Source organism: Zobellia sp. B3R18 (genome assembly GCF_018860715.1).
GTDB lineage: Bacteria > Bacteroidota > Bacteroidia > Flavobacteriales > Flavobacteriaceae > Zobellia > Zobellia russellii.
Genome location: NZ_JAHKQG010000013.1, coordinates 216,948 through 236,376, shown reverse-complemented (window position 1 = coordinate 236,376; position 19,429 = coordinate 216,948). Strand labels below are relative to the sequence as shown.

Sequence of the window (19,429 nt, the reverse complement as noted above, 5' to 3'; positions counted from 1 at the left end):
TACTTTCGTATACATCTTAAACCGTGTTTTTTTAAATGAAATTTATGATTTTACATACGTAAACTCAATTGTAGTTTCTTCATTATCCACATTCAAGTACGTATAAATAAGCGTAAGTGTAGTATCGTTTTCCAATACCAATTTAGCGCTTGTAGATTTTTTCAATTCAACTGTTTTCTCATCCGTTACCTCATATTCCACCAGACTCGTTTTTATAAAACTACAATCGGCATTGGTATCAAAATCCACCGTTTCGTTCCCTTTAGTAACGCTAGCAGCAAATTCGGCCGGCATTGGGTAGCTCACCCCAATATTATACTTTAAGAGATCGCTTCTGCCAAACGTAGTTTTGTGTTGTATAAATTCAAACACACTGTCTGACTGAAAGTCGATTGTATTCTTCATTAAACAAGGGTCTGTTGCTCCTGTCAATTCCCATTTTCCGAGCAATTTGGCAATCACAGCAGTTCCATCATAGGTGTTAGTATCGGCAGGAGTTTCCGTTTCTTCCTCTACTTCTACCTCATCCGTATTGGACCCTTCCGGTTGATCCAAGGCTTCGTTATCACTTCGTACAAAAATATCTACCCTTGTCTGTTCCGCACCACTGGCATCGGTAATTACTGAAGTTACCTTAAGCGTATCGTCTATAAGTTCAATTTCCGAAGAAGAATCAAAAAAAGTAACCTTGTTAAGTCCTTCTATCGTGTACGTTCCTTCCTGTGTGTTTGTAGAAATACTAGAACCCGCAGCGCTGTTAGTTCCTGTTTTGTATACCAGGCTATAGGTATCATCATCATTAAAATTGGCTCGGGAATCCTTTAAAACTTCAAATTCCGAACTGGCAATAATTTCATTGTTAATGCTACTGCTTATCAATACCCACTCCCCTAGTAAATTGGTCTTGGTTTCCGTAACATACTCCGCAACCGCTTCTTTTTCAGTTTCGGTGCTAGAATCATCGTCACTACAATTGATCATCAGTAAGGAAAACATAACGACCGTAAGCATTGAAACTCCTAATCTAAGTTTTGAATTTTTCATAAATTACTATAATTGAATTGTTTTGGTTTTACAGTTGCAAAAGTGGATTTGCTCTTTGCCGCCATCCCCATTTTTATCTTTTTTTTGGATTGAAAGTGTCCAAAGTCTATACCAAAACTAGCCTATATGAACCGTTTTTTATTGAGCTACTTTTGATGTGAAATCATAAGAATCTAAGAACCAGCATGAAGCCTATAAGAAATTAATAAAAACTTAACATAGTCTATTCTATGCTACTTTGTTTTACAACATAAAATAAGGTTTCGACACGCCTACTTGAAGAGAGGATAAACCAGAAAACTTATAGAACAAAACACGAAGCGGCTACCATACAAGAGATTAAATGGTCTGGATACGCTTGAACAAGAATTCTTTGTGCGATTTACCCAATGGAATTACCTTTCTATTGATTTCCAAATGACCATCGGCAATGACATCCAATTTAGAAATATTAACTACATACGACCTATGCACGCGAATAAAACTGGCATTGGGCAATCGCTCTAGCATGGTTTTTAGTGTACAGCTCAAGACCAGATTTCTATTTTTTGTTACCACGGTACAATAGTTTCGGTCTGCCTCAATATACAGGATATCCTCTAGCAGCAGCTTTTCCATTTTACCGTTATGCCGAATAAATACGCGATCTCCCAAAACTTCCATATCGGACAATTCCGTTTTCACGGCTTCTTCCTTCTCCACTAGTTGGTCCGCCACCAATTCTATGGTCCGTTGCAGATTTAGTTTATTAAAGGGTTTGGTGATAAAAGCTTTGGGCTTAGTTTCCTTGGCCGAAGCAAACGTAACTTCATCCGCATTGGCGGTAAGATAGATTACGGGAATATCCTTAAATTGTTGAATGGCCTTTGCGGTCTGGATTCCGTTTAGATTTCCCTTTAGGTTAATATCCAACAACAAAATATCCGGCGCGTTCTTCTTGGCGTGGGTTACGGCCTCTTCTCCCCTAGTAACAATACCTGTGACCTCGTACCCCAGATTGCCCAGTTGTAACGAGATGTTAGCGGCAATGATCATATCATCCTCTACAATAAGTATACGGGTTCCTTTTTTCATTATCAAGCGGCTTTATGTAGTTGAAATTGAATGGATACCGCAGTTCCCTGACTAACGTTGAGTACCATTTTACCATCTAATTGTTTGGTGAGCAAATCTACCAACTGCGTACCGAATCCGGTGCCCTGGGAAACCCCTTCTCCCCAATTCCCGATACCGTCATCCCTAACATCTAATTGTAACATTTGCTCTTCCTCTCTTAGGCTGATTTTTATTTTTCCCTTTCGCCCGTTGGGGAAAGCGTATTTCAACGAATTGGTAAACAGCTCGTTTACGATAAGCCCAATGGGAATGGCCATATCCACATCTAGCTCCATAGGTTCCATAACCACCTCCAAAGACACGGTTTCATTGGCGCCAAAGGCATCTACGATATATTCGCCCAATTGTTGAAAATATCCCTTCATTTCTACCGCGGCCAAATTTTTACCGGTGTACAGTTTTTGATGGATCATACCCATGCTTTGCACCCTATGCTGACTTTCGCGCATGGCTTTAAGTACATCTTCATCATGTATACGCGCCGCCTGAAGGGACAGCAGACTGGAAACCGTCTCTAGATTATTCTTGACCCTATGGTGAATTTCCTTGAGTAAAAATTCCTTTTCCTCGTTCTGCTTCTGTAATATTTTGTTGACCTTGAACTTATTCTGAATGGCCTTGTAGGACAGTATTAAAAGGAGCAACAACAAAGCCAAGATAACCACGGTCAGCTTTTGTGTGGTCTTTTGTTTGGAAATAAGGGCTTCTTGGGATTGGATCCTATCTTCTTTACCGGCCACATCAAACTCCGTTCGTAATTGCGAGGTTCTTTTGTCCGCCTCGGCGGTAAAAACATCGGCCTTGTATTTATCGTAACGGGCAAAGGCCGCATAGGCCTCTTTGTATTGGTGATTTCCCGCATGGGCCTTGCCCAAAGCTTCATACGCCTGACTCAAGAAAAAAGCATCGCCAAAATCTTCCGTAGCAATAGTGATGGACTTTTCCAGACATTCAACCGCTTTGGCGTATTCACCCTCTAGATTTTTTAGTTTGCCAATGGCCAACCAACTTCGCATGAGAAGAAAATTATTCTCCAGCAATTCTGCATACTTTATGGCGTTGACACCAGCTTCTTCGGCCTTTTCAAATTCGTTTAAATACGAGTAGGTATCCACCAGGAGCATATACACATCACTCAGATTATTATAAAAACCGTAGCGCTCCCCCACAACAATAGCATGCTGAAAATAGTTGAGCGCCTGCTCATAGTCTGCCAACGCCAGATAATTATTGGCCACCACAAAGAGGGTAAAATCATAATCCAGATCGTTTATACCCCGTTCTTCATACAGTGCCAACGATTTTAGACCGTACTCCAGCCCTGTTTTAAATTTGGACTGTTTCCAGAACAGATTACTTAGATCACTGTAAGCCATGGCAATGGCCCTTTTGTCGTTCAATTTTTCACCCAACCGAAGGCATTCCAAGGCATAATCTGCCGCTTTGGCCAGTTTTCCGCGTCTTTCGTACACATACCCCAATTGGGTATTAAGATGGGGCAAGTCTTTTTCCAGCACTTTGCAACGTGCGCTTTCCAGTACTTTTTCGGCAGAGTCTAATTTTTCCATACGAAGCAAAATAGCAGCTTCCGTAATCTGAAAACGGCCTTCCCAGACACTGTCCTTTCCGGTTTTAGTGAGCTGTAGACCTTCTTTGGTAAACTGCAAAGCCTTGTTCAAGTTCCGGGTATGCCAATAATAGGCCAGGTCATTGAGAATGGAAAACTTAAGGGTATCCGGTCTTGCAGATGGGTAGGCTCTTTCTAGGGTATCTAGGTAGGAGGCTCCAAAATTATCGGTTTCTACAAATACCTTTTTGTAAGAAAAATTGCCATTGGACTCTATAATTTGGGCACAAACAATACTGCAATTCAAAATAGAAAAGGCCCAGAAAGCAACAACTTTTGGTAGAATGGTTCTCATGGTTTGGCGTGCTACTCACCGAGGGAAATGAGAATGATTAAATATACGATAAAACTTGTTAGAATCCCTTTGATAAATAGAAATGAACGTTGGGACAATAATTTTAGGGTTTCGTCCGCATTGGAGAACGCCCTATGCTGAAATTATATAGTTTCATCACGAATTGAAGTGTTAAGTACCCCAAGTTCATTTATTAATTTTTATAAGACAGGTATGCATGAAGCGCATTGGACTCTTACTAACACTCTTTACGATGGTAGTGTTGTCCTGCAAAAACAATAACCAACTTCAAGCTACTACGTATTCCGCACAGGAAGACCTTATACGAACCAACTTTAACAACTTCATAAAAGCATCATGGAACGCAAAAGACATGGATAGTTTAAAATCTATTGTAACCGAGGACTATACCCGTATTCAAAACGGGATTAAAGTAGTTCATAACCAAAGTGAAATGCAGGCCCTTATGAACGTTTATTTTACGGGTTTCCCCGATGCAAAAATGACCATAGACACAGTGGTAGTGAAAGGCCGAAAACTCTTTACCCGCTGGACCCTGAACGGAACCAATACCGGTGTTTTTAGCGGAACACCTGCTACAGGAAAAAAAATAGAACTGAAAGGTTGTGTTACCGCTTCTTTCAGCAAAAAAGGAAAGCTCATGCAAGAAGAGGTGTACTATAATGAACTAGAATTGCTCCAACAACTGGGGTATACTTTGGTACCACCTGTTTTGGAATAGAAGAAGACTAAAATCCAAAAAATTAAATAGAATACGCCAAACTTTTATAAATATAAACAACCAATTAATTAGTACATATGTAATAAAACATTCCGATAAAATCTTAAAAGAGGTATCGGAACTAACAAAGAAGTAATCTCAATTAATACATTCCAAACCAGACAGGACAAACCATTGCGGAGTTTCGGGGGAAGCCAAAGTGGAGTCCTGTCGGTTTATTTATAGCTCAACTATAAACAAACAGATAGGTTATCTTATTCAAGGGAATTAAAAAGACAATGCTCTCAACGGTCTGTGGTAAACCTGTGAATTAGCTAAAAATGTATTGTCCCGATAGCCTGTCTGTTTTATTGACTTCTATTTTGCTAAAAACCAAAGTCTTATTGGTATACACCATAAAACCACACTCCGGATTCATCTTCAAAAAATTGGGACTTCCTTTCTTCGACGTATAAAAGTATTTTAGATTAAAAATAGCCCAAAGTCCTTTTAAAAATAGTTCATAAGCTCCCATTCATTATAAAAATCAATGAGGAGCACTTTCTAATTTTATATTCGCTCTTCATTGCTTAAATTTAGGAGTCTTAAAACTACGACACTTAACTAACTCAACTTATATCTATGAAAAATCTTATCTATTTTTCGCTTTTGGCCTTTCTAACCTTTAGCCTATCCTTAGGTTGTAAGGACGAACCTAAGGTTAAGGAAAATTCCAGCCCGGAAATATCGGATGTATATCAAGAAAAGCACCGGCCACAATTTCATTTTACCCCAGAAGCCAATTGGATGAACGACCCCAACGGAATGTTCTACTACAAGGGCAAATACCACCTTTTTTATCAGTATTACCCAGATAGTACCGTGTGGGGACCAATGCATTGGGGCCATGCTGAATCTAAGGATATGGTTCATTGGGAACACTTGCCCATTGCATTGTACCCAGATTCTTTAGGTCTTATTTTTTCCGGGGGTGCCGTGGTGGACCTGAACAATACTTCGGGCTTCGGTACCAAAGAGAATCCTCCTATCGTTGCTACATTTACGCATCATAATATGGCGGGAGAAAAAGCGAAAACTAACGATTTTCAGACCCAAAGTATAGCATATAGCCTAGATGAAGGCACAAAATGGACCAAATACGAGCAAAATCCCGTAATTCCGAATACGGAGAAAATTAAAGATTTTAGAGACCCAAAAGTCGTGTGGCACGAGAAATCGCAAAAATGGATTCTAACCTTGGCCGCCTACGATAAGGTTAAATTCTATGCATCGCCAAACCTTATTGATTGGAGTTTCCTTTCCGACTTTGGTATTGAAGGCGATACCCGATTGTGGGAATGTCCCGATCTGTTTCCTATAAAAGTTAAAGGCACGGATGAAGAAAAATGGGCGCTTATCGTAAGCATCCAAAAAGATGCTCCCAATGGCGGAACCGCCACATCTTATTTTATAGGGGATTTTGATGGCAAAGATTTTAAAAGTGATATAAAAGACCAAAAATGGTTGGATTGGGGTGCGGACAATTATGCCTTTGTAACCTGGAACAATATACCGGAAAACGACGGGAGAATACTGGGCATTGGTTGGATGTCCAATTGGCAATACGCCCAAATCGTACCCACGGAAAAATGGAGAAGTGCCATGACGCTTCCACGAGAACTACAACTGGTAAAAAACAATACGGACTACAGTCTTTTGAGCATTCCTGCTCAAGAAACGCAGAGTTTACGAAAGGATTCCGTTTCCTTAGACTCTTTTAAAGTAGAAGGTACACATGCATTGGAAGGCTCTTTTTCCCCCTCGCAATTTGAAATTGTGATGGATATTGACTTAAATGAAACTACGGCTCAATCCTTTGGAATTGAACTAAAAAACGGACTAGGAGAAAATCTGGTAATCACTTTTGATAGGGCCGAAGAAAAACTATATGTAGATCGGACCAACTCCAGTACCACTAAGTTTTCCGAAGACTTTTTCAGTAAAAAACATTCCGCGCCGTTTAGCCTTAAAGACGATATCTTAAAAATACAGCTCTTTGTTGACGTTTCGTCCCTAGAATTATTTCTTAATGACGGAGAACTGAATTTTACGGATATTTTCTTTCCCACGGAAAAGTTTGATACCGTTTCCTTATTTGCCAATGACGGAAACTTGAACGTTACCGACACGAACCTGTATTCCCTTAACGGAATTTGGAATGTTGAGGAGAAATAGCCCCACAATTATAAGGGGTTAACCTTTTAGAAATAGGTCGTAAACTCTGTTTTAGTATTGCATTTGGATACAATAACCATAGATTTTGCTACACTTACCCTATGAATTGTACTGAACTTTGTGCAAACAAAATTTAGCGACTATGAAAAAGACTAAAATCGCATTAGTAACCGGTGGAAGCCGTGGGCTGGGTAAGGATATGGCCATCAATATTTCAAAAAAAGGGATAGATGTTATCATCACCTATCACACCAATGAACAGGCTGCCAATGAGGTGGTTTCCGAAATTGAAAAGATGGGTCAAAAGGCTAAAGCCTTTCAATTGGATACGAGCAACACCAAAGAGTTTGGAAGATTTTTCAATCGGTTATCCGCTTATCTAACTCAGGAATACGGCAATCCAAATTTCGATTTTCTTATAAACAATGCCGGTACTGGATTATACAACCCTATCACTGACACGACTGAGGAACAGTTTGACGAGCAAATGAACATTCACTTTAAAGGTGTGTATTTCTTGACCCAAAAGGCCTTATTATTTATAAATGACGGAGGGCGTATCATTAACATATCATCAGGTTTGACCCGGTTTTCATTTCCCGGTGCATCGGCATATGCCTGTATGAAGGGAGCCGTTGAAGTATTAACGCGCTATCTGGCCAAGGAATTAGGACCAAGAAAAATTACAGCTAACATTGTTGCCCCAGGTGCCATTGCTACCGATTTTGGGGGCGGTACCAACAGGGATAATAATGAAAAAAGACAAACCATTGCCAATATTACCGCCTTAGGTAAAGTTGGAGAACCTGAAGATATTGGTGGAGTTGTGGCTTTCCTCTGTACGGAAGATGCCCGTTGGATCAACGGCCAACGTTTAGAGGTCTCCGGGGGTATGCTGCTCTAATAATTGCGTAACAATGAAAACCAACGTTCGGAAAATAGAAACCATTAGTGAATTTCATAAAATAAGAGGGCTGTCTAGCCCTCATCACCCTTTGGTGAGTTTAATTGATTACGGGCTAACCAAAATTCTTCCAGAACACATTGGAGAGCAATGGCTCTTTAATTTCTATTCCATAGGCATAAAAAGAAATGTTGGTCCGTTACGATACGGACAAAAGGAATATGATTTTGATAATGGTATACTATCCTTTATTGCGCCAGGGCAGCTATTGCGCGTGGAACCCAACAACAAGAAAAATTTGAATCCATCCGGATGGCTACTCCTTATACATCAAGATTATATCTGGAATACGTCTCTCGCTAAAACTATAAAACAATATGATTTTTTCGACTATGCGATAAACGAGGCGCTTTTTATGTCCGAAAAAGAGGAAAGCCTACTGGAAGGTATTATGCAAAACATTAAGCGGGAGATTGAAGATAACATCGATAATTTCAGCCAAAATATTATTATAGCACAAATAGAACTGTTACTTAGCTATTCCGAAAGGTTCTATGAGCGCCAATTCATTACCAGAAAGAAAAACAACCATGAAGTTCTAATGCGATTGGAAGAAGTTCTAAACCACTATATTGACGATAACACGTTAGGCGAAAAGGGGCTACCCACGGTTCAAAACGTAGCCTCTGCATTACATCTCTCCCCTAATTACCTTAGCGGACTCCTTAAAAACCTGACAGGTTTAAATACCCAACAACATATTCATGAAAAACTCATTGCAAAGGCTAAGGAAAAATTATCCTCAACAGACCTATCCGTGAGTGAAATTGCCTATGAACTGGGGTTTGAGCATTCGCAATCCTTTAGCAAACTGTTCAAGGCCAAGACAAATCTTTCACCTTCAAAGTTTAGGATTTCATTTAATTGATAGAAATACTATTGTCCTAGTTCGTAAATTTGAATTGAGAATTACCTCTATACACTACGCTCGCCAAAAGGCCCTTCAATGACAATTGACGAAATAATAAACAGGATTTACCCGCTGCCACAAGATTCTAGAGAATCCCTTAAAAAGCACATTACGGAAGTAGCCTATCCCAAAGGGCACATTCTTTTAAAAGCCGAAAAAATTGAAACGAGTATTTTTTTTATAAAAAAAGGAATTGTCCGGGCCTTTTCCAACTTGGCGGACCAGGAGGTTACTTTTTGGTTTGGTGCTGAAGGTGATACCATTATCTCCATGAAAAGTTATGTTGCCCTTGAAAAAGGCTATGAAGACATTGAACTCTTAGAAAATTGTGAACTCTATGAACTGAAAACACAAGATTTGCAGAAGCTCTATGATCAAGACATCCATATTGCAAACTGGGGCCGGAAATTTGCCGAACAAGAACTAATTAAAACGGAAGAACGACTCATATTTCTTCAGTTTAAAAATGCTACGGAAAGGTATGCATCGCTCCTAAAAAATTCCCCTTACCTCATTAAACGGGTACAATTGGGGCATATAGCTTCTTATTTGGGCATCACGCAAGTGAGCTTAAGCAGAATACGGGCAGAAATAAAATAGCCTTTCTTTTTTATCATTTGTAAAATGATTCCTCAGTTCAATCCCCGACTTTTACATAAAAAAGAAATGAACTGGATTCTCCTAGTTATAGCCGGCCTTTTTGAAGTAGCTTTTGCTTTTTGCTTAGGAAAGGCCAAAGAAGCATCAGGTAATGAAATGTATCTATGGTATTTGGGTTTCATAATCACCCTTGCCTTAAGTATGGGGCTTTTGGTGAAAGTTACCCAACATTTACCCATTGGGACCGCCTACGCGGTTTGGACAGGCATTGGAGCCGTGGGCACCGTGTTAATGGGTATTTTGGTCTTTAAGGAACCAGCATCCCTGCTTCGTATATTTTTCCTCACTACTTTAATCGGTTCTATTATTGGCCTAAAAGTGGTTTCTCATTAATGAAAGAGAAAGGTTAGCTTGCTATTTAAAAATTGATTTTATCTATTTTTACTTTTTAGCCGCACCATGCAAGACAACACCACCGTAGAAACCCATAAAGTTCCTTCTCTTTCCGGTCCCATAAGGCTTCAAGAGTATGGGGTGGGTATTTTCAGTTCCGTGCCTACAAAATCCGCTTTAAAAAAAGTACTTAAAAAAAAGTTCGTCACGGTTAACGGGATAATAGCTTCTACGGGCACCTATATTAAAGGAGGTGAAAACATTACCTTGAAGGTAACGACCGAAACTCCCCAAGGAAAAAAACTCATTTTTGACCTAAAAGTTATTTATGAGGATGATTATCTGGCCCTAATTCATAAACCGGGCGGCATTCTGGTAAGTGGCAACGGTTTTAAGACCATTGCCCATGCATTGCCTCAAAACCTACAACCTAGCACGTTGTCAGATACTACTAAACCCCAACCTGTACACCGTTTGGATTATGCTACAACCGGAGTGTTATTGACAGGAAAGACAGGAAGTGCCATTCGTAAGCTCAACCAACTTTTTGAGGATAAAAAAATTAAGAAAACCTATTATGCGGTAACCATTGGAACAATGTCTCCGCAAGGAAAAATCACTTCTCCCATAGATGATAAGTTTGCCGAAAGTCATTTTGAGATTATCCAGTCTGTTGCGTCCGAAAAATACGGAACCCTAAATCTAGTGAAACTGGACCCAAAAACCGGAAGACGCCATCAACTACGGAAGCATCTGGCTTCCCTAGACAACCCTATTCTTGGAGACCAAACTTATGGCAAAAAAGGCTTTATTTTAAAGGGAAAAGGACTTTACCTTCATGCATATTCCCTAGAATTCATTCACCCGTTTACGGATGAGAAAATACGTATAACCGATGATTTACCGGAACGGTTTACGAAAATATTCGGTACGCTTTAGATTGGAATTGCATACGAATCAAGCAAAAATTTCCCAATCTTTAAAAACCGGCTCATAGCCCTGTTTCTTTATCATTTCCCGGATTTCCGCCGTAGAGCGTTCATCCGAAATTTCAAATTGCTCCAAAGATTCCGGTTCTGCAGTATAACCTCCCGGATTGGTCTTTGACTCCGCGCTGATAGACGTAATTCCCAATTTTATAATGTTATTTCGGAAGGTTTCACTTTCTCTTGTAGACATGGATAGCTCCACATCTTCATCTAGCAATCGGTAAGCACAAATTAACTGAACCAAATCCGCATCCGTCATTTCAACCTTTGGCTGTACATCGCCTTGGTGTGGTCTCAACCTCGGAAACGATATACTGTACTTCGTTTTCCAATAGGTCTTTTGCAGGTATTTTAAGTGCAAGGCCGTATAAAAACTGTCAACACGCCAGTCTTCCAATCCAAACAAGGCTCCCAACCCTATTTTATGAATGCCCGCTTTTCCTAAACGGTCCGGGGTATCCAATCGGTAATTAAAATTCGATTTTTTTCCTTTGGGGTGATGCACCTTGTAAGTAGCCTCATGATACGTTTCTTGGTATACCAAAACGGCATACAATCCCGCTGCTATCAACTCCTCATACTCCTCTTGGTCCATAGGTTGAACCTCCATGCTAATATTGGAGAAATGTGACTTTATCAACTCAATGGCATGTTTGATATATGCCACACCAACTTTTCTATTGGCTTCGCCCGTTACCAGTAAAATATGGTCATAGCCCAGTTCTTTTATATGCGCTACCTCTTTTAATATTTCGGCATCGCTAAGGGTTTTACGGGGAATTTTATTGGTCATACTAAACCCGCAATAGGTGCAAATGTTCTGGCATTCATTGGACAGATACATGGGCAGATACATCTGAATGGTGTTCCCGAAACGCTTTTTCGTCAGCTGATGGCTGCGCTGTGCCATTTCTTCTAAAAAAGGCTTGGCCGCTGGAGAAATCAATGTTTTAAAATCGTCCAAAGAAATACGTTCCTTTTTAAGAACTGCAGCTACCTCCGCTTCGGTTACGGCATAAATTTCATGCTCCAGGGTATCCCAATCGTATTGCTCAAATGTATTTCTAAAAGCCATAAGGTCTATTTTAGTTTAAAAAGGACGTTAACGGACTGCTCGCTTCCGCCACTTCTTTTACCGGTGCCAATTTTGCTCGGTAGGCCATTCTTCCCGCTTCAACGGCCATTTTAAAGGCAATGGCCATATCAACCGGACTAGGAGATACTGCAATGGCCGTATTGACCAAAACCGCATCTGCACCCAATTCCATGGCATAAGCCGCATGTGATGGGGCACCAATACCCGCATCTACAATTACCGGTACATTGCTCTGTTCGATTATAATTTTTAGGAAATCATCGGTTTTTAATCCTTTGTTACTCCCAATTGGCGCACCCAAAGGCATTACACATTGTACGCCAACCTCTTCCAATCGCTTACACAAAACAGGGTCCGCATGGATATAGGGCATTACTACAAATCCCAATTTCACCAATTCTTCGGCCGCCTTTAGAGTTTCTATGGGGTCTGGCAAAAGGTACCTTGGGTCTGGGTGAATTTCTAACTTCATCCAGTTGGTTTCCAAAGCCTCTCGTGCCAATTGTGCTGCAAAAACCGCTTCTTTGGCCGTTCTTACGCCTGATGTATTTGGCAACAGGTTGATATGGTCCGCATTCAGGCTTTTCAGCATATCATCCGACTTATTATCAACCTCTACCCTTTTGAGGGCAACGGTAACCAGTTCACTTTCCGAAGCTAGGACAGCTTCCCTCATTTTTTCCGAACTGGAGAATTTACCGGTACCGGTAAACAAGCGTGAAGAAAAAGTTTTATCCGCTATGTGAAGTGCATCTGTCATATTTAAAAGTTTGTTTCCCTGTTCCAAAGTTGTTCGTTCGTAGAAGGTGCTTTCAAAAGGTGGTGAAAAGCGTTTATTTTATTAAAATCCTTAGTTATTTCGCCAGAAGCCGCTATACCGTACACTCCGGCTTTTAAAATCTCCGGTACGTCTTCTATAGTAATACCGCCAATAGCAATAATGGGCATGTCCGATTTAAGTTCCTCTACAATGGCTTGATACCCCAAAAGTGGTATAATCGGACTCAAGTTTTCCTTGGTTGTCGTGAACCGAAAAGGTCCTAAACCTATATAGTTAACTCCCTTTTTCACCAAAGCCAAGCAATCGTCCAAAGTATTTGCCGTTCCTCCAATGATATAATAATCTCCCAAAAGCTTACGGGCAACCGCGGGGTCGGCATCTGTTTTACCAAGATGCACACCATCTGCCTTTACTTCTTTGGCAATTTGATAATGGTCATTGATAATCAATCGCGTTTGAAAATGTGCCGTAATCTCCCTTGCTTTCTCGGCGGTCTTTAACACCACGCTTTTCTTTACGTTCTTTAAACGCAATTGCACTAGTTCCGCACCAGATGTACAGGCCTTCTGAATATGCTCCAGATGGTCTTCCGGTGTTTTTCCTTGTGAGATATAATGCAACTTTGGTATGTTCATAATCATGTGTTTCTATAAAATTTTTGCATCGCCTTGAAATCCTCAATAGGCGTTTTGCTGTTCCAGATTCCTCCCAAAACTCCGGTTCCTTGAAAACCTAATTTTTGAATTTCATCCAAATTGTTTTTGGTTACGCCACCCATACCGATTACTTTTTTATCGATATGATTTACATCAAACCCCCTGCCTTTATATCCTTTCTTTGAAATGGATGAAAATACAGGGCTCAATAAATGGTAATCAAAAGTAAAATTACAATCTTGCAACTCATTAGGTTCATGAAAGGAGGAACTTATCGTTTTGATTTTGGCGCTTTCGACTCCCAAGGATGCTAAATAATTATTCATTAGGGTTCTGACCTCCCTTTTCTTCAACTGGTTACCTGCCAGCACATCCCTTCTTTTCTGCTCTTGAAAGTGAATTCCCTTTAAATTAAAATCCGCTATCAATTCATGATATAGGTGTACTACCACACGGTCATGGAATTTTGAATCTATTTTTTCAAGATATGCTGAATGCCCCTCGTAGTCCTTATGCGGTTTACGTAGATGATAATACGCCAAACCTTCTTGAAACAACCTATTCAGTAGTTCAAGTTCGTTGGGCACATCGGTTTCCGGGGCAATCAGAACAATCATGGACTCTAATTTACAAGTACACTTCCGAGCCTTTGTCCTTAAATTCTTTGGACTTTTCTTCCATCCCTTTTTGAATGACCTCATTGTCTACAATATCGTTTGCCGCGGCAAAATCACGTACTTCCTGAGATATCTTCATAGAGCAGAATTTGGGTCCGCACATAGAACAGAAATGTGCAATCTTGGCACCATCCGCAGGTAAGGTCTCATCGTGATATTCGCGAGCCAATTCCGGGTCTAACCCCAAGTTAAACTGATCTTCCCAACGGAATTCAAATCGAGCTTTGCTCAATGCATTGTCCCTATGTTGTGCACCAGGATGCCCTTTTGCCAAATCTGCCGCATGAGCCGCCAATTTATAGGTTACTACACCTGTTCTTACATCATCTTTATTAGGTAAACCTAAATGTTCTTTAGGCGTCACATAACACAACATAGCACAACCGAACCAACCGATCATAGCCGCGCCAATACCGGAAGTGATATGATCGTAACCGGGAGCTATATCTGTAGTTAAAGGCCCTAAAGTATAAAACGGAGCTTCATCACAAACTTCAATTTGCTTCTCCATGTTCTCTTTGATCATATGCATGGGCACGTGGCCTGGACCTTCAATAAAACATTGAACTTCGTGTTTCCTGGCAATCTGCGTTAGCTCGCCCAAAGTTGCCAATTCGGCAAACTGAGCTTCATCATTGGCATCCGCTACTGAACCCGGACGTAGACCATCTCCTAAAGAAAAAGCTACATCGTACTGCTTCAGAATCTCACAGATATCCTCAAAATGCGTATATAAGAAACTTTCTTTATGATGCGCTAAACACCATTTAGCCATGATAGAACCGCCGCGAGAAACAATACCCGTAACCCGTTTGGCCGTCATGGGCACATAGCGTAAAAGAACGCCTGCATGAATGGTAAAATAGTCAACTCCCTGCTCGGCCTGTTCAATTAGGGTATCCCTAAAAATTTCCCAAGTAAGGTCTTCTGCTACACCATTCACTTTTTCTAAAGCCTGATAAATTGGTACCGTTCCCACGGGAACCGGAGAATTACGAATAATCCATTCACGCGTTTCATGAATGTTTTGACCGGTTGAAAGGTCCATGATGTTATCCGCTCCCCACCGACAGGCCCAAACCGCCTTTTCCACCTCTTCCTCAATAGAAGATGTAGTAGCCGAGTTACCGATATTCGCATTAATCTTTACCAAGAAATTACGACCCAAAATCATAGGTTCCGCTTCTGGGTGATTTATGTTGGACGGAATTACCGCACGCCCACGGGCAACTTCTTCACGTACGAATTCAGGAGTAATCTTCTCCGGAATAGCCGCTCCAAAATGTTCGCCTTTGTGCTGCTTTACAATCTCGGTCATTTCATCAATTCGCTGATTTTCACGAATGGCAATGTATTCCATTTCAGGAGTAATTATTCCCTGCTTTGCGTAATGTAATTGCGTAACGTTTTTCCCTTTTTTAGCTCGTAACGGCTTTTTTAAGAGCGAAAAACGCATGTGATCCAAACTACTATCGTTTAAACGTTCATTGCAATACTCCGAAGAATAACTGTTTAACTGCTCTACATCTCCTCTACCTAAAATCCACTGCTCCTTAATTCTTTCGATTCCACTATGTACATCAATCTTTTTTTCGGGATCGGTATAAGGCCCTGACGTATCATACACTGTAACCGGTTCATTGGGTGTTAGCTTTCCGGTTAAAGAATCCTTGGTGTCGCTTAATGTAATTTCTCGCATTGCAACTTTAATCTCTGGGTGGATTTTTCCACTTACATAGATTTTTTTTGAATTCGGAAAAGGTTGTCTTGTAATGTGGTCTTGTTTTGGGGCAGTGTCTTTACTTTTCATATTTAGTGGCTATGTGCGCTAAGCTATTGCTCGTTGCAGGTTTAACTATATTGCTTTAACTCCGGATTATACTTTAAAAATTCATCAACCACCTTGCGCGGCCTGAATAACGAGAACCGTATCATTGTCTTGCAGAAAACGGGTTTGCCAATTGGTACGTGGTACAACTTGGTCGTTAATGGCCACAGCAACGCCGTTTCCGGAAGAATCTATTTGTTGTAAAAATTGATGGATAGTAGTTTCGGCACCAAGCTGCAACTGCTTTTGGTTCATGTTTATCGTTATCATACAGAATAATTTTATGCTGTAACGATAGAGGCCCGTACGTCTTTGAAAAGAAAGTGCTCCGCTAGAAAACATCGGACACTTTAATGAAAAGTGTTGTAAACATCTATTTCAAAATGTTTTTCAACTTTTCCCTTCGTCGGTACTAACCGCATCAGGTTCAAAGGGTATGTCTCAGTCCCAATAAATAGGAACACCCCTAAAGTTTACATTTACAAATGTATAGAATGAAGATTAAAAAAAAGAATTTTAGTTGAGTCAAATTAGTTAAAACAAAAAAAGGGAAAAAGCTATGCTCTTTCCCTTTCTTCCCTTCAAATATATATTTTACTTTATTCTACCACTATGAACTCCGATCGTCTGTTCATTTGGTGCTGCTCCTTGGAACAAGGCACCCCATTGCTACAATCATTTGTTAGCTGCGTCTCGCCAAAACCTTCAAAGGAGATACGATCTTGGGCAATGCCCTGCCCAACTAGGTACTCTGCAGTAGACTTGGCCCGGTTGGCAGACAATTGCATGTTATAATTATCGTTCGCGCGGGAGTCCGTATGTGATCGCACCTGTACCTTTACATTCGGATATTCGTTCAAATACGCCAGTACTTTATTGATGCTCACCTTGGCATCTTCACGGATGAAGTGCTTGTCAAAATCAAAATAGATCGGTTCAATATTAAGGTACTTAGCTAAATCCGTACCAACGGGTGCCGATTTATCCGCTTGCGCCAATACAACTTCTATTCCGGTTGCATCCTGCGCGTTCACCGTGGCAAACATCTTGTCGCCCTCATCATAATCCGTTTTAGTGGCTACGATTTTGTAGTTCCCATCCGTACAGTCGCCCTCCATGGCAAACGCACCGTTGGCGTCTGTTTCCGAACTGGCAACTAGGTTCTTCTTACTGTCGTATACTTTAATGGATGCATTGGCAAGCAAAGCTCCCGTCTTTTTATCCTTGACGGTGCCCGTAATATTAGTATGACAAGTAAAATCTAAAGGCTCCGTTTCTAAGAAACCATAAATATCATCATTGCCCACTCCTCCTTCGCGATTAGAGGAGAAGTATCCTTTTTTCGTTTCTTCGTTTACGATATATGAAAAATCATCCTCTTCCCCATTCAACGGTCTTCCTACGTTGATGACCCTGCCACTATCGTTCTTTAGATCTGTAGCGAATACATCAAGACCGCCCAGACCGGGATGCCCGTCCGAAGAAAAATAAAGGATATCGGATTCGGTTATAAAGGGAAAAGTCTCCCTAGCTTCCGTATTGATTTGCGGGCCCATATTCTGAGGGGCTCCAAAAGTACCGTCCTTATTGATATCCACGGAGAATATATCAGATTCCCCTGCCGTTCCCGGCATATCGGATGCGAAATACAATTTGGTTTCGTCCTTGTTCAACGTTGGGTGAGCCACGGAGTAACCATCCCCATTAAAAGGTAATTCTACTATATTATCCCATTCGCCGGCCACTAAGTTGGCCCTGTATATTTTTAACCTGCTTATCCCTTCCTCATCTCTGGAAAATTTTCCGTTGTCCGAATTGTTACGGGTAAAGTACATCGTCTGTCCATCTTTAGTAAAGGCCGTAGAGGATTCGTGTGTTTTCTTGTTCAGTTTTCGGTCTAACTTTTCCAATGACGTAAAGTTTCCTTGCCCGTCTCCTGTTGCTTTATACAAGTTTAGAAAGGCGCCATTGTTCCATCTGTGGATGTTTTTGGATATCCGCCCACTGTCCCTTGCCGTAGAAAAGACCAAATCTTTCCCATAGAAAGAGGGCGCAAAATCTGACACCTTGGAATTCAAGGCCAAATTTTTTAGTTCATACCTTCCCGAGCGTTCTTCTATTTGGTCTAAGTAGTCCAAGTTATTGCCAAAGGCCAATGCCCGTTGGTCATTTGACCTTGCTTTCTTGAACTTGTTCATCCAAATGTCCGATGCGTCATACTTTTCCAACGACTTTAATGTTTGGGCGTAGCGGTACATATATTCCGGGTCGATATCCGTTATCCCTAACTGGAACAATTGACCGTACCAATTGGCAGCTTCCTCATAGTTCGCGTTTAAATAGTTCGCGTTCCCCAGGTTCTTGAAAATCTCTTCTTCCGTATAGCCGTCCTCTACTAAATCCTCATAGGACTGTATGGCCGAGGCATAGGAATAGTTGGTAAATTTCGTGTCCGCCTTTTTTATCTTTTTCTCTTGTGCCTGAGAAACCATTGTCATTACCGCCAGGCCACAGAATATATATCTTGCTTTTTTCATGTCTTATCTATTAAAAGAATCTTGGGGTAATCACTCGTTTGTAACGGTTCAGGAATTCGTATCTAAGAAAGATTTCAAAGGAACCATCGTTAAATCTGGTCGCTCCTAAATCCGTAATCTCCCGGTCATAGGCCAGACCCAACATTAACTGGTCATTCAGTTGAAACCCGAACAGTGCACTTAGAGCTGCATCCCATCTATAGGCAAGCCCCAATGAAAACTTATCGTTCATCAAGAAATTAGCACTAAGATCCACTTGTAAGGGCGCTCCTTTTACCGCCTTGACCAATGCCGCAGGTTTGAACTTTAACCTTTGGTTTACATCAAACACATAACCCGTAATGAAATAGAAGTTCATACGCTCCTCTGCAAGGAACGAACTGGCATCTGTATTGGAGCCGTCAAAATGTTCCGTTTGCAAAAAGTTAGGAACCGACAGCCCCGCGTAAAAATGGTCTGTATGGTAATATACCCCTGCTCCTATATTGGGCGAGAACTTGTTGTCTATATTAGGAAGGTTACTCTCCGCACCGTAGTTCCTTAACTTAGAGAAATCTACGTTTAGAAGATGCCCACCTGCCTTTAATCCAAAGGACAGTTTACCCTCGCGAGAGGTATTCACGGTATAGGAAAATGCCGCATCTACATACGTATCCTGATTGGTTCCGTTACCGATCTCATCGTTCACGATCGATAGGCCCAACCCCACTTTGCCAGAAACCGGCGTATGGAAGTTGAGGGTCTGCGTTGTGGGAGCCCCATCTAAGCCTACCCACTGCGAGCGATGAAGAGCGGCAATACTGAACACCCCACGTGAACCTGCATAGGCCGGGTTTACTGATATGGTGTTATACATGTACTGCGTGTACTGTGCATCCTGCTGACTAAATACCGAGGCCAGACCGGCAAATATGAAGAGGATCGTTGTTACTACTTTTTTCATGGTTATTTCGTTTTTTG

Annotated in this window: 18 protein-coding genes and 1 riboswitch; of the genes, 7 read left to right on the top strand and 11 right to left on the bottom strand. The window is 41.0% G+C overall.

Translation table 11 applies throughout. From position 1 onward, the window contains the following. Nucleotides 1-42: 42 nt before the first annotated feature. From KO513_RS15600 to KO513_RS15590, 3 genes are all read right to left on the bottom strand, one after another. Nucleotides 43-1,044 (bottom strand): hypothetical protein, encoded by a 1,002-nt coding sequence (locus KO513_RS15600; protein WP_215914196.1) that lies wholly within the window; start codon nucleotides 1,042-1,044, stop codon nucleotides 43-45. Nucleotides 1,045-1,383: 339 nt separating this feature from the next. Continuing rightward, the gene (locus KO513_RS15595; RefSeq protein ID WP_215914195.1) at nucleotides 1,384-2,118 is read right to left on the bottom strand and encodes a LytR/AlgR family response regulator transcription factor; all 735 of its coding nucleotides are present in this window, start codon (nucleotides 2,116-2,118) and stop codon (nucleotides 1,384-1,386) included. A 2-nt stretch (nucleotides 2,119-2,120) separates the two neighbouring features. After that, nucleotides 2,121-4,082 (bottom strand): histidine kinase dimerization/phosphoacceptor domain -containing protein, encoded by a 1,962-nt coding sequence (locus KO513_RS15590; protein ID WP_252735874.1) that lies wholly within the window; start codon nucleotides 4,080-4,082, stop codon nucleotides 2,121-2,123. A gap of 217 nt (nucleotides 4,083-4,299) precedes the next feature. On the opposite strand from KO513_RS15590, the gene KO513_RS15585 reads away from it, so the two are divergent. The 7 genes from KO513_RS15585 to KO513_RS15555 all read left to right on the top strand — a co-directional run bounded on the left by KO513_RS15585 (nucleotide 4,300) and on the right by KO513_RS15555 (nucleotide 10,844). After that, nucleotides 4,300-4,824, top strand: coding sequence for an ester cyclase (locus KO513_RS15585; RefSeq protein ID WP_215914194.1), 525 nt, complete (start codon nucleotides 4,300-4,302; stop codon nucleotides 4,822-4,824). A gap of 621 nt (nucleotides 4,825-5,445) precedes the next feature. After that, entirely contained in the window at nucleotides 5,446-7,038 is a 1,593-nt protein-coding gene (locus KO513_RS15580; protein WP_215914193.1) for a glycoside hydrolase family 32 protein, read from the top strand. 142 nt (nucleotides 7,039-7,180) lie between these two features. Next, entirely contained in the window at nucleotides 7,181-7,942 is a 762-nt protein-coding gene (locus KO513_RS15575; protein WP_215914192.1) for an SDR family oxidoreductase, read from the top strand. 13 nt (nucleotides 7,943-7,955) lie between these two features. Beyond that, nucleotides 7,956-8,870, top strand: a complete 915-nt coding sequence (locus KO513_RS15570; protein ID WP_215914191.1) for a helix-turn-helix domain-containing protein — start codon at nucleotides 7,956-7,958, stop codon at nucleotides 8,868-8,870. Between the two features lie 78 nt (nucleotides 8,871-8,948). After that, nucleotides 8,949-9,512, top strand: coding sequence for a Crp/Fnr family transcriptional regulator (locus KO513_RS15565; RefSeq protein WP_215914190.1), 564 nt, complete (start codon nucleotides 8,949-8,951; stop codon nucleotides 9,510-9,512). A 66-nt stretch (nucleotides 9,513-9,578) separates the two neighbouring features. Then, entirely contained in the window at nucleotides 9,579-9,905 is a 327-nt protein-coding gene (locus tag KO513_RS15560) for a DMT family transporter (RefSeq protein ID WP_215914189.1), read from the top strand. A gap of 66 nt (nucleotides 9,906-9,971) precedes the next feature. Next, on the top strand, nucleotides 9,972-10,844 hold the full coding sequence (locus KO513_RS15555) for an RluA family pseudouridine synthase (protein WP_215914188.1): 873 nt from the start codon (nucleotides 9,972-9,974) through the stop codon (nucleotides 10,842-10,844). Between the two features lie 18 nt (nucleotides 10,845-10,862). Here KO513_RS15555 and thiH read toward each other — a convergent pair whose 3' ends face one another. The 8 genes from thiH to KO513_RS15515 all read right to left on the bottom strand — a co-directional run bounded on the left by thiH (nucleotide 10,863) and on the right by KO513_RS15515 (nucleotide 19,412). After that, nucleotides 10,863-11,969 (bottom strand): 2-iminoacetate synthase ThiH, encoded by a 1,107-nt coding sequence (gene thiH / locus KO513_RS15550; protein ID WP_215914187.1) that lies wholly within the window; start codon nucleotides 11,967-11,969, stop codon nucleotides 10,863-10,865. 10 nt (nucleotides 11,970-11,979) lie between these two features. Continuing rightward, complete coding sequence (locus tag KO513_RS15545) at nucleotides 11,980-12,750, bottom strand: thiazole synthase (protein ID WP_215914186.1); 771 nt, start codon at nucleotides 12,748-12,750, stop codon at nucleotides 11,980-11,982. A 2-nt stretch (nucleotides 12,751-12,752) separates the two neighbouring features. Continuing rightward, nucleotides 12,753-13,406: a thiamine phosphate synthase gene (gene thiE, locus KO513_RS15540; protein ID WP_215914185.1), complete on the bottom strand. Its 654-nt coding sequence runs from the start codon at nucleotides 13,404-13,406 to the stop codon at nucleotides 12,753-12,755. A gap of 2 nt (nucleotides 13,407-13,408) precedes the next feature. Further along, nucleotides 13,409-14,044, bottom strand: a complete 636-nt coding sequence (locus KO513_RS15535) for a thiamine phosphate synthase (RefSeq protein WP_215914184.1) — start codon at nucleotides 14,042-14,044, stop codon at nucleotides 13,409-13,411. 10 nt (nucleotides 14,045-14,054) lie between these two features. Next, on the bottom strand, nucleotides 14,055-15,914 hold the full coding sequence (gene thiC, locus KO513_RS15530) for a phosphomethylpyrimidine synthase ThiC (protein ID WP_215914183.1): 1,860 nt from the start codon (nucleotides 15,912-15,914) through the stop codon (nucleotides 14,055-14,057). Between the two features lie 84 nt (nucleotides 15,915-15,998). Next, nucleotides 15,999-16,202 (bottom strand): sulfur carrier protein ThiS, encoded by a 204-nt coding sequence (gene thiS / locus KO513_RS15525; protein ID WP_215914182.1) that lies wholly within the window; start codon nucleotides 16,200-16,202, stop codon nucleotides 15,999-16,001. A gap of 111 nt (nucleotides 16,203-16,313) precedes the next feature. Further along, a riboswitch (TPP riboswitch) is annotated at nucleotides 16,314-16,410 on the bottom strand. A 121-nt stretch (nucleotides 16,411-16,531) separates the two neighbouring features. Beyond that, entirely contained in the window at nucleotides 16,532-18,469 is a 1,938-nt protein-coding gene (locus KO513_RS15520) for an OmpA family protein (protein ID WP_215914181.1), read from the bottom strand. Between the two features lie 10 nt (nucleotides 18,470-18,479). Then, complete coding sequence (locus KO513_RS15515; RefSeq protein WP_215914180.1) at nucleotides 18,480-19,412, bottom strand: PorP/SprF family type IX secretion system membrane protein; 933 nt, start codon at nucleotides 19,410-19,412, stop codon at nucleotides 18,480-18,482. Nucleotides 19,413-19,429: the final 17 nt, after the last annotated feature.